Source organism: Patiriisocius sp. 208BN25-11, assembly GCF_058147145.1.
On the sequence record NZ_JBYVJY010000002.1, the window covers coordinates 47,125 to 60,768 of the forward strand.

A 13,644-nucleotide genomic window follows, 5' to 3' on the forward strand; every position below is an offset into this window, starting at 1 on the left:
TGATTTTATTTGATGAAACAAAGATGCACACAGTTGTTAGTTTTGAAAACTAAGAATGACTGAGTTGTAGCATTTGAAGGATGAAATGTAGAATAGGTTGTTGAAATCGAAACTGAAATCGATCCCGAAAGCTTTCGGGACGAAACATTTTAAACTTTTATTTTTCGCGTTTTACATTTTGACTTTACTATGGCTAGTAGTTTTATTTGCCATAAAAGTCCATCAGCGAAGCGGTCTAACCTCTAACAGCGCAGCGGTCTAACTTCTAAAGTAACCCTCTCGCTTTAATCTCCAAATACTTATTAATAGTATTCACAGTAAGATCTTGAGGTTTCGTCAATACGGCTTGGATACCTCGTTGTTGTAATTCACGAAGCATTCTTTTTTTATCGTTCGAAAATTGTTGTGCAATGGTTTGATCCATAATTTCTGAAATATCCTTGGCTTCACGTTCGATAAGGGTGTTAAGCTCTGTGTTTTCAAAAAAGATAACAACAAGCACATGTTTTTTTGCAATGGCCTGTAAATAGGGGAGTTGTCGCTCTAAAGAACTATGATGTTCAAAATTGGTGTAGAGCAATAACAAGCTACGTTGCGTGATTTTTCGTCGCACCAAACTTTGTAAAGTGCCATAATCTGCATCTAAGAATTTTGTATGCACATTGTACAAAGACTCCAATAAAGTACTTAGATAGGTTTTCTTTGCCTGTGCTGGCAAAAAAGTCCCTACTTTGTTGGAAAAATCTATGAGCCCAATCTTGTCTTTCTTTTTAAGTGCGATGTTAGAAAATGCTAGCGAACTATTTATCGCATAATCGACCAAGGTCAATCCTTCAAAAGGCATTTTCATGACACGTCCAGTATTTATAATACTATAAATAGGCTGCATTTTCTCATCTTGGTACTGATTTACCATTAACTGACCTTGCTTTGCCGTGGCTTTCCAATTCACGGTTCTTACATCATCACCAGGTACATACTCTTTAATTTGTTCAAACTCCATGGTATGCCCAATACGACGAATTTTTTTAAGCCCCAAGGTGTTTTTTCGGTTGTCAATCGCTAAGAAGTCATATTGCTTCATTTGTATAAACGAAGGATACACTTTCACCAATTGTTTGTTATCAAAGGTGTAGCGACGTCGGGTTAGTTGTGTGAACGCCGTAGCATAGCAATTTACATTTCCGAAGTGATACTCGCCACGTGTTACTGGACGCACTTCATATTGAAAAGTAGTAGCGTCTTTCCCCTTAATTTGTAATTGTTTGAAAAAATCTCTTTTCTGAAATTGTACAGGTAATTCATCTACCAATGCCACCTTAATAGGGAAGGAATAGGTGTTTTTAAGTTGAATAGCAACTGGATTTAGATCACTGTTTGAAAATTTTTCTGGTAGTATTCTGTTTCCTTGCAATCCATTTTTCGAAAACAGCATCACCAATTCTGTAAGTAGCAACACCAAAAGCGCATATACTAGTATCCAAACCCAACCATAAAGGGCGGGATACCAATAAGAGGCTAAAAATAGTGTTGAAATCGTAGCCAGCACGTAAAAGAAACGTGGCGTGAGATAAAAAGATTTGATAAATGCAATCACAAGCGTTGGTTTATCTAGGGATTTCTACAGACTGCGCAATCATTTCTATCACTGCTTCTGGTGTCATACCCTCCATTTCACGTTCTGGAGATAGTATGATGCGATGACGTAGCACAGGAGCTAAGGCTTTTTTTACATCGTCTGGAGTAACAAAATCTCTTCCACTTATAGCGGCAAAGGCTTTTGAAGCATTCATAATTGCCAACGAGGCTCTTGGAGATGCTCCCAAATATAAGTGTGGATGATTACGTGTATTATGTACAATTTGAGCTATGTATACAAACAGCTTTTCTTCTAATAATACTTCTTGAACCTGTCCTTGAAACTTCTTTAGCTCGATTGCTGTTAGCACTCCGTCAATACTATCAAGCGCATTGTTTTGTTTACGTTGGTGGTGGCTTTGTAAAATAACAACCTCTTCTTCTAGTTTCGGGTAGCCTACTTTTATCTTAAAAAGAAATCGATCTAATTGCGCTTCGGGTAGTGCGTATGTACCTTCTTGCTCTACTGGGTTTTGTGTGGCAAGTACCATAAATGGATATTCCATAATGTATTTGGTTCCATCCATCGTGATTTGGCGTTCTTCCATTACTTCAAACAAGGCTGCTTGCGTTTTTGCAGGAGCACGGTTAATTTCGTCTATAAGTACAAGGTTTGAAAAAATTGGACCCTTTTTAAATTCGAATTCAGAGGATTTCATATTAAGAATAGAGGTTCCTAATACATCACTAGGCATTAAATCTGGTGTAAATTGAATTCTGCTAAAATCTGTTTTAAGCGTTTTTGCAAATAACTTTGCGGTGATGGTCTTAGCAATTCCGGGGACTCCTTCAATAAGTACATGGCCATTTGCTAATAAACTAACAATAAGGAGTTCTATAAAGTCTTCTTGTCCAATGATAATCTTAGAAAGCTGTTCTTTAATCGCAGCTACAGATTTTTTTAACGCCTCCATAGGAATACGATTATTGAACTCTAAATCGTTATTTGGTGTTTCTGTGGGTTCCATGTGTAAATTGTTTAAAGCTTATTATTTTTTGATATAATTCTTTTAATTCGGTTTCTGTAACAAATCCTTTTTGCTCAATTTGATTCATGTAATTAAGGATGTTGTTCGTGTCTTCTACCGTATTTCCGCTTCTTGCAGCTACTTGGTGTACAAAATTTGTATTGCTGGTGTCTGTGTTAATTCGCAAACGAGTACGGATGTATTCTTTAAATAAAACAATTTGTTTTCTAGCAATTTTCTTGAAATCCTTTTTGTCATAGTACATCCCAGCAATGGTGCGGGTATATTCAAACGTCTTGTTTTTATGCGGAATTCGTATTGGGATACTTCGTTGTTTTCGTTTTCCTTCGATCAACACAAATAAAACCACCCCAATGATAAGAAAGTAGTAAGCCCATTTAAAATTTCGGTTGGCCAACAATAAATATAGCGGAGAAATATTAATAGGTTTACCAGTTTTATAATGTGCATCCCAGTGTACGGGTTTTGTAGTATCTATATAAGCTAGTAGGTTTTCTGTGTATGAAAGTTGCTCGTCATTATCTAGTAAAAAATAGTTAGCAAACACTTCTGGTTGTGTATGTAGTAAGATTTTGCCATCTCCAATGGTTTGCTGTATAAAATTAACATTAGGCTGAGTGATTTGTAAGGTGTCATTATAAAGTTGCGAAACACCCAATATGGTTTGCTGTAATGTGTCTAATTTATTAAAGTAATAGCTAGGCAGATTCCGTTCTAGATGTACGGGTTTTTCAAGTGCTAAGCTAGTATTACTAAGATTTAGCATGGGCTCTGTTGTAATTCTATCGGTAAGCCAAGCCGATTGTGTTTCGATGCCTAAGGTGTCTTTAATAACATAGTTGATGTAATTTGCTGAAACAAATAACGTGTTTCCTTTTGCTACCCATTCGTATAGTCTATCAAATTCTGCCGTGTCGAAGGAGACTTCGTCATTTATAAAAAGGTAGGTGCCTGTAAAAGTGCTGTCGGTTACTTTTGTGAAAGGGGGCTGCGTACTTATCAATAAACCATCCTCTAATTTATCGTCAAGCAATTCATGAAAAGCATATCCCCCTAACGGAATTTTATCGGTATGCACATAACTAGGAGACCAATTTATGGGCACAGGTTTACTAGCTTCAAGGTACACCAAGCCAGCAATAGCTAGGAGCAGACCAATAAATGTTATTTTATGGAACCTACTCATTTGTTTTTAATTTGAGTTGCTAATTGCGTAAAACGCTTTTGTGCCTTTCTGAAATTTTCTTGGGTCACATTAAAATTACCATACCATATATAGTCGTATACGTTGGTTACGTTTTTAAAACCATTATGGATATTCTCCTCGGAAATTTCCTCAAAATACTCTGTGTTCGTTTTATCAAATTGATAAGCGATTAATTCCTTCTCTGTGAGCTTTTGCAATATTAAAAGATAGTAATATCTAACTGCTAGTCTATAATCTCCCTCTTGAACGGCAGTATCTATAAGGGATTGTATGTTTTTGGTTTTGATGATTTCTTCCTCTTCGGTGAAGAATAGTTCTGGATCTTCTGGGGTTTTTAATATGCGTGCCCCAGGATTTAATTTATAGAATAACCAAATAAGAAAAATAACAACTCCCGCAATGATTAAATAGGGAAGGACACTTATAAAAAATGCCAATCCACCATCGGGATCATAGTCACCAACAAGCCAATCCCAGAAGGCATACCATTTTCTACTCAACCAATTTTTAAAATCGGTCCACCAATTGGTTTTTGCTTCTAGCTCCTCATAATTAAAGGCCTCATCATTTTTTAGGTCCTCTAAAATTTCCGAAGAAAGTGAAAGTGGTATTCTTTGTATGCTATCATATTGTAGTTCTTGTGGCACTTCTTCTACAGGTGCAACCAGACTGTCTTGCCCAAAAGCAAAGCAGGTCCATACTAACAAGATGTAGCAAAGGTATTTCAAGTATTAATTATAAGTAATTAAAGTGTTGTCATCTTTAGATTCCCCGAGTTTATCAATGCTTTCTAGGGTTCCTGTCTGATTTTTCTTTTCATTAAGGTTGTAGTAAATAAAAACCGTAGCAATAGCAATTAGGGTATATCCTAAATACTGTCCTATCATACCTATGGAGCTTAAAATGGTGTATCCCCAATCAAACATGGAAGAAATATCTCCTCCCGAAATGGTATCTGCATTGGTGAATGCTTTAAAGAAGAAATAAATATACTGTGGTATTTGAAAGATAATAGCCATGATATAATATAAAATACCAATGACAAATACAGTAGCAAAGGTGATAAACCATTCGCCTTTTATTAATTGAAATGCATGACTAATAGTATCACCCACAGATTTCTTTTCCATAATGAGGATAGAATAGGTGGCAATTAATGCAATCCCTAAATAAATCCCTGGGATTACACATAGCACTGTACCACCAGCAATCATAAGTCCGACCAAAACATTTAAACCTACCAAACTCCAGAAATCTGCTCGAATTCCGTTTGTGATTTCCTCTTTTACAACGACCCCGTTATTTTTAACGTAAGACTTTATGTAGTGATTTACAACTCCATATAAAAGAGCATAATACGTTAGTCCAGAAACTAATAATATGAGTCCAGCAACCACCACAGTAAGTGTAAAAGTTTCAAGACCATCAAATACGTTTGCGTTACCAAAATTTGAGGTAATTGATTGGTTGTACAACACAAAACCAAAGATCATAATGAGTAATGCTGGACCAGCAATTCTAAAAATATAACCAAAAAGGTCTTTCCCGTTTTGTCTTAAAAACTTGAAGGTATCGTTTAAAATCTCTCCAAGATCACGTTCTTTTTTAAATTGTATGTGTTCTTTCATAAAGTATCTATGTCTAATGTGGGCACTTCGTTTGTTGCTTTTCTTTTGAGTTGTATGGGGTAAAATATATAATACCAAAGAATGATAGCTAGTGAACCTCCAATAATACAAATAGCCAAAGCATCTGGCATTTCTGTGTGTCGTGTTACAAAACCTTCTAAAAAACCAGCAATAATGAAAAAGGGAACAGTACTTAGCATTATTTTTAAACCATCTTTAACGCCTCTTATAAATGATTGCAATCGCGTGTAGGTCTTTGGAAACAGGATGCTGTTTCCTAATACGAGTCCTGCACATCCTGCAATAATTATTACAGAAATCTCTATGGTACCATGAATCCAAATGGTTCTAATTGATTCCCAGCCCACGCCATATTCGAAAAAGAAATACTGAAAAGAGCCCAACATCACTGCATTTCGCATCAAGATGAACATGGTTCCTAGTCCTAAGAAAATCCCAAATAGAAAAGCATAGAGCGCTACTCTAATGTTATTTATAGTAATACCAATAAACATTTCTACTTCCCCCATTTTTTTGTAAACTCCCATAGGGTCGCCACTTTCTATATTGTCTATAGTCATGTTTACATAGCCATCACCCAAAATAAGACGTACAAAATCCCCATCCGTTGCCGCAGAATAGGCGCCCACAATACAAAACAATAAAAATGTTAAGAAGGTAATGAGCAATTGTTTATGGTATTGAACAAAGAATAATGGAAACTCTTTGGTGAAAAAAGTAAAAAACCGCGCTCGAGACTCACGCTGTGTTTTATAAATTTTTTGATGCGCTAGCACTGAGAGTCCGTTTAAGTATTTTAAGGTATTGCTATTTGGGTAAAATGTTTGCGCATAACTTAGGTGATCTGTGACCTCAACGTACAATCCGCTAAGTTCATCTGGGTCCATAGCAACATTATTACGCAAAACGCTTTCAAATTGTAACCATTTATCTTTATTTTGTTTCGCAAAAGCGGCCTCGCGCATGTAGTAGGATGTTTTCTTTCAAAGAAACAGATTTAATGGATAATTTTCAAATAGAAACAGCTCAAAATGTCAATATTTCTCAACAAACTGCTGGGATAGGACACAGAATCATTGCATTCATCATTGATGTATTAATAATTGTTGCTTATGTGCTTGCAACATCCTTTTTGTTTTCGCAATTAGATATGTTTGACGACTTTTCGATAGTAGTAAGTGCTACTGTAGGATTACCACCGTTTTTTTATCACTTGGTGTGGGAATCTGCCTGGAATGGTCGTTCACCAGGTAAGGCAGCATTGCAATTGCGTGTTGTAAAACTAGACGGCACCAAACCAGCCTTTAGTAATTTCCTGATTCGATGGGTATTACGTATTATTGATATAACAATTTGCAGCGGAGCTGTGGCGTTATTTTCTGTATTACTAAACGGAAAAGGGCAGCGACTAGGAGATATTGCAGCGCAGACAACTTTAATTAGTGAACGTGATCCCATACAATTGTCAAAAACAATTTTAGAAACGATTCCCGATACGTATATGCCAATGTATAGCCAAGTAACATTGTTTAGTGATACAGAAATGCAGACCATTAAAAATGTGTTTCAAGATGCAAAACGTTCTGGCAAACACAATATCATTTTAAGGCTTTCTGAAAAGGTAGCTACCGTCATGCAGATTAGCTTTGAAGAAACCCCTATAGAATTTTTAGATACCGTCATTAAAGACTACAACTATTACACCCAGCAATTATGAGTCTATTATTAATTATAGACATATTAGGAACCCTATCGTTTTCAGTTTCTGGTGCCTTAACTGCGATGAAGAAACGCCTGGATCCTTTTGGTATTCTAATCATTGCTTTTGTAACCGCTGTGGGTGGAGGAACCCTTCGTGACGTTCTTATTGACGCTCCTATTACTTGGATGCGCGATCTTACGTTTGTCTATGTAATTGCTGGAGCTACTTTATTAGCAGTGATTTTTAGAAAAAAATTACAGTATGTAAGAAAATCATTATTCTTATTTGACACCATCGGAATTGCGTTGTATACCGTAATTGGAGTAGAGAAGGGACTTGCTGCAGATTTCCCACCACTCATTTGTGTTGCTTTGGGGACTATGAGTGCTTGTTTTGGAGGCGTCATACGCGATATTTTATGTACTGAAATCCCTATCATTTTTAGAAAGAACATCTACGCAACGGCTTGTATTTTAGGAGGTGCTGCTTATTTTTTATTATTAAAAACAACCCTTTCGTCTGATGTCATTGTATTACTTTCAGGTTCGGTAGTGATTATAGTGCGCTTGTTGGCGGTTACATTTAATCTTTCACTTCCGGGGATACACTATGAGGCTAAAAAAGATGTTTAGGTGTTTAAGAGCTTAAATATTGATTTTATATAACAACTTAAAATACTGCCAACTGTTTACTGCTACTGGAGACTGAGCACTTATTCAATAACTTCTGCCTGTATGGTAACATTCTGAATGGGCCACTCTTTTTCATCTCTCTTTACATTGGCTATTTTTTGCACCACATCCATTCCTTTGCTTACTTTTCCAAATACCGTGTAGTTTCCGTCTAGATGTTTGGTAGACGATTTTGGACCTAAGAAGATAAAGAATTCAAAGGGTTCTGTTTTGTTATCGTCATTATCGCGATAGTACTTGGCTCCAGAAAGGGATCCGTAGGTATGTTTGCGTTTAATTTCATTTGGAATTCTGTATTTGTGACCAATATCGTATCTATCTTCCTGTGTCTTCCTATTATCACTAGTTCCCGCCTGAATAATAAAATTAGGAACTACCCTATAAAAATAAGTGCTATTGAAATAGCCTCGTTTTACTAAATGAACATAATTAGCTCGATGCAGAGGAGTATCTTTAAAAAGCTCCATTTCAATAATCCCTTGGGGTGTTGTAAATCGAATCTTTGTCTCCGGATTGTCTTTTCCGTATTGGGTTAAAAAGTCTATTACATTTTCTTCGGTAATTTTCACTGCTTTTTTAGGAACAGCAATGGTGTCGGCTTTTAAAATTTCCGAAGTACTTGTATTCTTTCCTTTTGAAATGTTAGCACTCTCAAAAACTTCCTTTGTACTATTTGATTTGTTCTTAGTATCTTCACATTGAATGAAGAGTGTTGTTACCAAACAACAAATCAAAAGCATGTTACCCAAATATGACATTTTCTAGCTTTAAAAAACATATTGTAAAAATAGCAAAACTAGACCTACCTGGCGAAGCTTCCCATCATAAAATGGCGCCCATAGAGCGTTTACAAGAACTCACCAACATGGCACGTCTAAAAAACACGGCTAAAAAGGCTGCTGTGATGGTGTTATTTTATCCAAATGATGCTGGAGAAACCCACCTTGTCTTAATCTTAAGAAAGACCTACAAAGGCGTGCACTCTGCCCAAATTGGTTTTCCTGGTGGTAAAGCAGAACCCGAAGATGGCTCTGCACAAGAGACCGCATTGCGTGAGACCGAAGAAGAAGTTGGAGTGCCACAACAGGACATTGAAGTACTAAAAAAACTTACAGAAATCTATATTCCGCCAAGTAATTTCTTTGTGCAACCTTTTTTAGGAATTTGTCATAACACACCACATTTTGTGGAACAAGAAGAAGAAGTGGAAGCGGTGATTGAGGTAGCGCTTTCACATTTTTTAGACGATAGTATTCGTATTAACAAAACACTAAGTACTTCGTATGCAACTGATATTGAAGTGCCTGCCTACCTTTTAAATGGTCTTGTAGTTTGGGGAGCTACGGCTATGATGTTAAGTGAGGTTCGTGAACTACTTCAAGAAGTCCTCAACCATTAGATTTTTGTATCTTTGCAATTCCGCATTTTTTAAATGCAAGATTAACCTGAACATTTTTTATGGGGCTTTTTAAGAAAAATCCATTCGGACATATATTATTTTTAAAACTATGGTTGATTCGTATCCTCGGATCTATGACACATCGTCGTTTTAAAGGTTTCAACAAATTAGAAATTGAAGGAAGTGATATTCTACGTAATCTTCCAGACAACAACGTACTTTTTGTATCAAATCACCAAACCTATTTTGCAGATGTAGTAGCCATGTTTCATGTGTTTAATGCAAGCTTGAGTGGGAGAGATGATAATATCAAGAACATTGGGTATTTGTGGAATCCTAAACTCAATTTGTATTTTGTGGCTGCTAAAGAAACTATGCAGTCTGGTTTATTACCTAAGATCTTAGCCTATGCAGGTTCGGTAAGTATAGAACGTACCTGGAGAGCCGAAGGTAAAGAAGTAAATCGCCAAGTAAAAATGAGCGATGTTAACAATATTGCTGTGGCTTTGCAAGATGGATGGGTAATCACATTTCCGCAGGGAACTACGCGACCATGGAAACCTATAAGACGCGGTACGGCACACCTTATCAAACAAAACAAACCTATTGTAGTTCCTATAGTCATAGACGGTTTTAGACGTTCTTTCGACCGTAAAGGAATTCGTGTGAAAAAGCGTGGTATCTTACAATCTATGGAGATTAAACAACCTTTAGAGATTGACTATGATAACATTTCGGTTGCAGATTTAGTTGAGAAATTAGAATTCGCTATCGAGCAACATCCTTCTTTCTTGAAAGTAATTCCTGAAGAAGAAATTAAAAGCGAAGAAGAACTTAACTTAGAACGTCAATGGCGTTATTAGTGAATGGTGAGTAGTGAGAAAAAAAAGTGCGAGAACCTCAAAAGATTTTCGCACTTTTTTTATTTTTTGTCATCGGTCATCGGTCATCGGTCATCCAACTCCAAGCGAAGCGTCCTACTAACTAAAAGCTATCCTACATCTCGATCTTCGCTAATTCGTTATAATTATTCTTAAGTCGTTTGAGCAATATTCCATAGATTATTCTATAAAATAAAAGAATGAAACCAATCATTAGTAATCCAACTACAAACTGCGCTATAAAAAAGACAGAGGTAAAGCTTTCTTGCGGTATCGCACCATAGCTCTCATTGCCTTGAGTGATAAGGGTGTATAACTGTTCTTTTTTAGTAAAGAAATACAAGTTGATATATAGCATTGCAAGGGCAGTGCTTATTACATTGTAGATCACAAAATATTTTACGGTTCTTCGCGTCTTAATAATGTTATGCATTAAGGTTTTTACCGTGTCTGTTACTTTGATATTCTTATAGTTTAAATAGAATAACACTAAGAAAACAGCTATAATAGCATAATGTATAATGTAGATAATGTTTAAGGTATTCTGTAAACCTATGTCAATAAGTAGTTCTTTGTTAGATTCCGGACTTAAATAGCCTAAGGCGACCCAAAATAAAATTTCAGCAATACTTATCATAAAGATCCATTTTACAATAGATGATGACTTCTTGAGTAACATCTTGTAAATGTCTTTATACGACAAGGTAGGGAGCTCTTGTTCCCGTTCTTGCCACTTGGCTTTTAATAATTCTAATTGATCCATCGGGATTACGGATTTAATATTTTTCTTAATTTTTCTTTAATTCTGTTCATTTTTACACGAGCATTTACTTCACTAATACCTAGTGTGGCAGATATTTCTTTATAGTTTTTGTCTTCTAAATACAAAAACACGAGGGCTTTGTCTATATCATTCAAGTTCTTTACAGCAGCATACATTAGTTTGAGCTGTTCTTCAATGCTATCATCATAATCTTCGGCCTTAATTTTAAAGCTTACACCTTCAAAATCTTGAGTCTTTACACGTCTTTTATTCTTTCTATACAGCGTAATAGCTGTATTTAATGCTACTCGGTACATCCAAGTACTAAACTTAGAATCCCCTCTAAACTTCGGGAAAGCCCTCCATAATTGGATGGTGATTTCCTGAAACAAATCATTGTGCGCATCACTATCGTTGGTATATAAACGACATATTTTATGCACTATGTTCTGGTTTTGCTCTAGTTGGGTTACAAAACTATGTTCAAGTTCTTTGTTCAATGGTTGCGATTGTTAGCTATTGCATTAGTACCTTTTTTTTTGGCTTTGTTACAGGACAAGTTTATTAATCTGTAATTTTCACATTAATAGCTTGTCCGTTAGTAAGATAACGTCCGCCAATTTCATCAATATTAATGTCTAACTCGTCTGAAGTCTCAATGTTTTTAATGTTTACATCAAACTCATCATAGGTGTCCACACTTTTAATATTTACATTAAGCTCGTCATAGGTATTGATATCTACAATGCGAACATCTAGTGTTTCAAACTCATTTAGTTTTACCAATCTATAGTTTGAAATATCTTCTTCTTCGGAAATGTTAGCCACCGAATTGCTTTCTGTTTCATTTCCAGCATAGGCCTTCGGAAAGAAATCAATAGATTGTATTGTATTAATTGTTAGGCAAACGGCAATAATGGTCAGTAGTGTTTTTGTGTACGTGTCTGTTTTCATATAATTTGTGTATCGTTGTTTATACTTCTAAAGTTATACATTCTTATTGTTTAATCTATAATCAAAAATGAAGCCTAAATATAGTGGATGGTTATTGGTGAATGTTTATTAGTAGGAAGTAGTTGGTGGGACGCTTAGTTGGTAGTGGGTAGTGGTTAGTTGATGATACCGAAGCTTCGGGAGAAATCGAAACTGAAATCGAAATCGAAAAACTTTAAACTTTTACATTTATAATTTTATATTTTAAATGATTGGTTTTTGTCTTCGGTAGGAGTGAAATGTTTTTTTTAATAGTAAGCTCCACCCTTTAGGGCTGGGAAAAAGCGCGAATTGATATTCTTTAAGACGCTTCGCTTGTAGGAGGTAGGAGATGTTTTCGAAATCGAAATCGAAATGTTTATAACGTTTACATGTATACTTTTACATTTTAATTTATTGTTCTTTGGTTATTTGTAGAAGTCTTAAAATCAGTAACTTAATAACCCAATAACTCAATTCTCCAGTAACTCTGCACCTTTGAGCCTCTGTACCTTTGCCTCTCTATAGATTTTACTAAAGCAACACTCTAACAGCTAGCCTGTCTTGCTCAGCAAGCTGGCAATGCGGTCTAACAAGGAGCAACGCGATTGGTCTATCTTCTATTAGCGACTTTGTATACCGAAGCTTTTATTTTCATAATCAATACTAAAAAAGATGTAAGTTAGCGAAGGTATAAGCGGTCTTAAAAAAAACAACCAAAAACTAACATTTCCGAAGTACTTTTAAAAAAATAATGTTTCGATGTAACAAAAAATAAAGTGGTTCGTCATCCTATTGTAAGACACTAACCGGTCATTATGAAACAAAAAGAGTTTTTACATATTGTATTGCCTATTAAAGATAGGCTGTATCGCATTGCGAAGCGCTTTTTAGTTTCTAACGATGAGGCAGAAGATGCCGTTCAAGAAGTGTTTTTGAAATTATGGAAAAAGAAAGAGGCGATTAAAAATTATAAGAGTCCAGAAGCTTTTGCAATTACAATGACTAAAAATTATTGCTTAGATAGACTCAAGTCTAAACAGGCATCAAATTTAAAAATTGTACATAATAATTTTGAAAACCGAAACAATTTAGAACGTGATATCGAAGCACAAGATGGGGTTGCTATGGTTTTTAAATTAATGGAAACCCTCCCAGAACAACAAAAACTTATTTTGCATTTAAGAGATGTAGAACAATTTGAGTTTTCTGAAATCGCAAAAATGACCAATAGCAATGAAACTGCCGTTCGTGTGGCGCTTTCTAGAGCACGTAAAAAAATTAAAGAATTGTTGTTAAAACAATACAATTATGGAATACAATAAAATAAAATCACTGCTAGACGCTTATTTTGAAGGAACGACAAGTTTACAAGAGGAAGCTCAATTGAAAAGGTATTTTAAAAGTGATGCCATAGATCCATCATTTACAAGATATCAACCACTTTTTGCGGCGCTCGACACTGCGGCTTCAGAAGTTTCAACGACTACCATTAACTTGCCTCCAGAGGCAAAAACTACCAATAGATGGTGGTTAGGTATCGCAGCTTCTATGCTTGTTGTCATTGGTGTGGCAGGGTTTATGTATTCAAGCAATAGTATGACAACAGAAGAAGCAGAAGCTTTGGCGGCATTAAAACAAAGTAAAAAAGCCATGCTCTTACTTTCTGAACAACTCAATAAAGGAACACAAACATTATCATTAGTGGATCAATTCCACGAATCTAAAAGCAAATATTTAAAATAACACTTA

General features: G+C 35.7%; 16 protein-coding genes. 6 read left to right on the top strand and 10 right to left on the bottom strand.

Translation table 11 applies throughout. The annotated features are described in order from the left end of the window. Positions 1–265 precede the first annotated feature (265 nt). The 6 genes from ACY2RS_RS03035 to ACY2RS_RS03060 are packed head-to-tail and all read right to left on the bottom strand — an operon-like array spanning position 266 to position 6,448. Entirely contained in the window at positions 266–1,594 is a 1,329-nt protein-coding gene (locus tag ACY2RS_RS03035) for a DUF58 domain-containing protein (RefSeq protein WP_490097499.1), read from the bottom strand. A 13-nt stretch (positions 1,595–1,607) separates the two neighbouring features. Further along, complete coding sequence (locus tag ACY2RS_RS03040; RefSeq protein ID WP_490097135.1) at positions 1,608–2,606, bottom strand: AAA family ATPase; 999 nt, start codon at positions 2,604–2,606, stop codon at positions 1,608–1,610. After that, positions 2,581–3,813, bottom strand: a complete 1,233-nt coding sequence (locus tag ACY2RS_RS03045) for a DUF4350 domain-containing protein (protein WP_490097136.1) — start codon at positions 3,811–3,813, stop codon at positions 2,581–2,583. The genes ACY2RS_RS03040 and ACY2RS_RS03045 overlap by 26 nt, the downstream gene beginning before the upstream one ends. Beyond that, positions 3,810–4,562 carry a DUF4129 domain-containing protein gene (locus ACY2RS_RS03050; RefSeq protein ID WP_490097137.1) on the bottom strand — a complete coding sequence of 251 codons (753 nt, stop codon included), beginning with the start codon at positions 4,560–4,562 and terminating at the stop codon, positions 3,810–3,812. Before ACY2RS_RS03050 ends, ACY2RS_RS03045 begins: the two co-directional genes overlap by 4 nt. Before the next feature lie 3 nt (positions 4,563–4,565). Beyond that, the gene (locus ACY2RS_RS03055) at positions 4,566–5,462 is read right to left on the bottom strand and encodes a hypothetical protein (protein ID WP_490097138.1); all 897 of its coding nucleotides are present in this window, start codon (positions 5,460–5,462) and stop codon (positions 4,566–4,568) included. Then, positions 5,459–6,448, bottom strand: a complete 990-nt coding sequence (locus ACY2RS_RS03060; protein ID WP_490097139.1) for a stage II sporulation protein M — start codon at positions 6,446–6,448, stop codon at positions 5,459–5,461. Before ACY2RS_RS03060 ends, ACY2RS_RS03055 begins: the two co-directional genes overlap by 4 nt. A 35-nt stretch (positions 6,449–6,483) precedes the next feature. Here ACY2RS_RS03060 and ACY2RS_RS03065 point away from each other — a divergent pair, with 35 nt between their 5' ends. Both ACY2RS_RS03065 and ACY2RS_RS03070 read left to right on the top strand, forming a co-directional pair. Continuing rightward, positions 6,484–7,200 (top strand): RDD family protein, encoded by a 717-nt coding sequence (locus tag ACY2RS_RS03065; protein WP_490097140.1) that lies wholly within the window; start codon positions 6,484–6,486, stop codon positions 7,198–7,200. After that, a complete protein-coding gene (locus tag ACY2RS_RS03070; protein WP_490097141.1) occupies positions 7,197–7,817 on the top strand; it encodes a trimeric intracellular cation channel family protein in 621 nt (206 codons plus the stop codon). Before ACY2RS_RS03065 ends, ACY2RS_RS03070 begins: the two co-directional genes overlap by 4 nt. A gap of 80 nt (positions 7,818–7,897) precedes the next feature. On the opposite strand, the gene ACY2RS_RS03075 is transcribed toward ACY2RS_RS03070, so the two are convergent. Then, a complete protein-coding gene (locus ACY2RS_RS03075; protein ID WP_490097500.1) occupies positions 7,898–8,617 on the bottom strand; it encodes a peptidylprolyl isomerase in 720 nt (239 codons plus the stop codon). An 11-nt stretch (positions 8,618–8,628) separates the two neighbouring features. Between ACY2RS_RS03075 and ACY2RS_RS03080 the strand changes: the two genes are divergently transcribed. Together ACY2RS_RS03080 and ACY2RS_RS03085 are read left to right on the top strand one after the other, a co-directional pair. After that, positions 8,629–9,276: an NUDIX hydrolase gene (locus tag ACY2RS_RS03080; protein ID WP_490097142.1), complete on the top strand. Its 648-nt coding sequence runs from the start codon at positions 8,629–8,631 to the stop codon at positions 9,274–9,276. A 59-nt stretch (positions 9,277–9,335) separates the two neighbouring features. Beyond that, positions 9,336–10,139 carry a lysophospholipid acyltransferase family protein gene (locus tag ACY2RS_RS03085; RefSeq protein ID WP_490097143.1) on the top strand — a complete coding sequence of 268 codons (804 nt, stop codon included), beginning with the start codon at positions 9,336–9,338 and terminating at the stop codon, positions 10,137–10,139. Positions 10,140–10,272: 133 nt separating this feature from the next. Here the strand turns inward: ACY2RS_RS03085 and ACY2RS_RS03090 are convergent, their stop codons facing one another. From ACY2RS_RS03090 to ACY2RS_RS03100, 3 genes are all read right to left on the bottom strand, one after another. After that, complete coding sequence (locus ACY2RS_RS03090; protein WP_490097144.1) at positions 10,273–10,920, bottom strand: DUF8845 family protein; 648 nt, start codon at positions 10,918–10,920, stop codon at positions 10,273–10,275. A gap of 5 nt (positions 10,921–10,925) precedes the next feature. Then, complete coding sequence (locus tag ACY2RS_RS03095; protein WP_490097145.1) at positions 10,926–11,420, bottom strand: RNA polymerase sigma factor; 495 nt, start codon at positions 11,418–11,420, stop codon at positions 10,926–10,928. Positions 11,421–11,484: 64 nt separating this feature from the next. After that, positions 11,485–11,874, bottom strand: a complete 390-nt coding sequence (locus tag ACY2RS_RS03100) for a hypothetical protein (RefSeq protein WP_490097146.1) — start codon at positions 11,872–11,874, stop codon at positions 11,485–11,487. 836 nt (positions 11,875–12,710) lie between these two features. Between ACY2RS_RS03100 and ACY2RS_RS03105 the strand changes: the two genes are divergently transcribed. Together ACY2RS_RS03105 and ACY2RS_RS03110 are read left to right on the top strand one after the other, a co-directional pair. Continuing rightward, positions 12,711–13,217, top strand: a complete 507-nt coding sequence (locus tag ACY2RS_RS03105) for an RNA polymerase sigma factor (protein ID WP_490097147.1) — start codon at positions 12,711–12,713, stop codon at positions 13,215–13,217. Further along, positions 13,204–13,638: a PG0215 family putative anti-sigma factor gene (locus tag ACY2RS_RS03110; protein WP_490097148.1), complete on the top strand. Its 435-nt coding sequence runs from the start codon at positions 13,204–13,206 to the stop codon at positions 13,636–13,638. The genes ACY2RS_RS03105 and ACY2RS_RS03110 overlap by 14 nt, the downstream gene beginning before the upstream one ends. The last annotated feature ends 6 nt before the right edge of the window (positions 13,639–13,644 follow it).

Coding starts and splice junctions, on each gene's coding strand:
- ACY2RS_RS03110 (WP_490097148.1), top strand. CDS start 13,204: ATGGAATACAATAAAATAAAATCACTGCTAGACGCTTATTTTGAAGGA.
- ACY2RS_RS03105 (WP_490097147.1), top strand. CDS start 12,711: ATGAAACAAAAAGAGTTTTTACATATTGTATTGCCTATTAAAGATAGG.
- ACY2RS_RS03045 (WP_490097136.1), bottom strand. CDS start 3,813: ATGAGTAGGTTCCATAAAATAACATTTATTGGTCTGCTCCTAGCTATT.
- ACY2RS_RS03040 (WP_490097135.1), bottom strand. CDS start 2,606: ATGGAACCCACAGAAACACCAAATAACGATTTAGAGTTCAATAATCGT.
- ACY2RS_RS03065 (WP_490097140.1), top strand. CDS start 6,484: ATGGATAATTTTCAAATAGAAACAGCTCAAAATGTCAATATTTCTCAA.
- ACY2RS_RS03100 (WP_490097146.1), bottom strand. CDS start 11,874: ATGAAAACAGACACGTACACAAAAACACTACTGACCATTATTGCCGTT.
- ACY2RS_RS03075 (WP_490097500.1), bottom strand. CDS start 8,617: ATGCTTTTGATTTGTTGTTTGGTAACAACACTCTTCATTCAATGTGAA.
- ACY2RS_RS03055 (WP_490097138.1), bottom strand. CDS start 5,462: ATGAAAGAACACATACAATTTAAAAAAGAACGTGATCTTGGAGAGATT.
- ACY2RS_RS03060 (WP_490097139.1), bottom strand. CDS start 6,448: ATGCGCGAGGCCGCTTTTGCGAAACAAAATAAAGATAAATGGTTACAA.
- ACY2RS_RS03090 (WP_490097144.1), bottom strand. CDS start 10,920: ATGGATCAATTAGAATTATTAAAAGCCAAGTGGCAAGAACGGGAACAA.
- ACY2RS_RS03070 (WP_490097141.1), top strand. CDS start 7,197: ATGAGTCTATTATTAATTATAGACATATTAGGAACCCTATCGTTTTCA.
- ACY2RS_RS03080 (WP_490097142.1), top strand. CDS start 8,629: ATGACATTTTCTAGCTTTAAAAAACATATTGTAAAAATAGCAAAACTA.
- ACY2RS_RS03085 (WP_490097143.1), top strand. CDS start 9,336: ATGGGGCTTTTTAAGAAAAATCCATTCGGACATATATTATTTTTAAAA.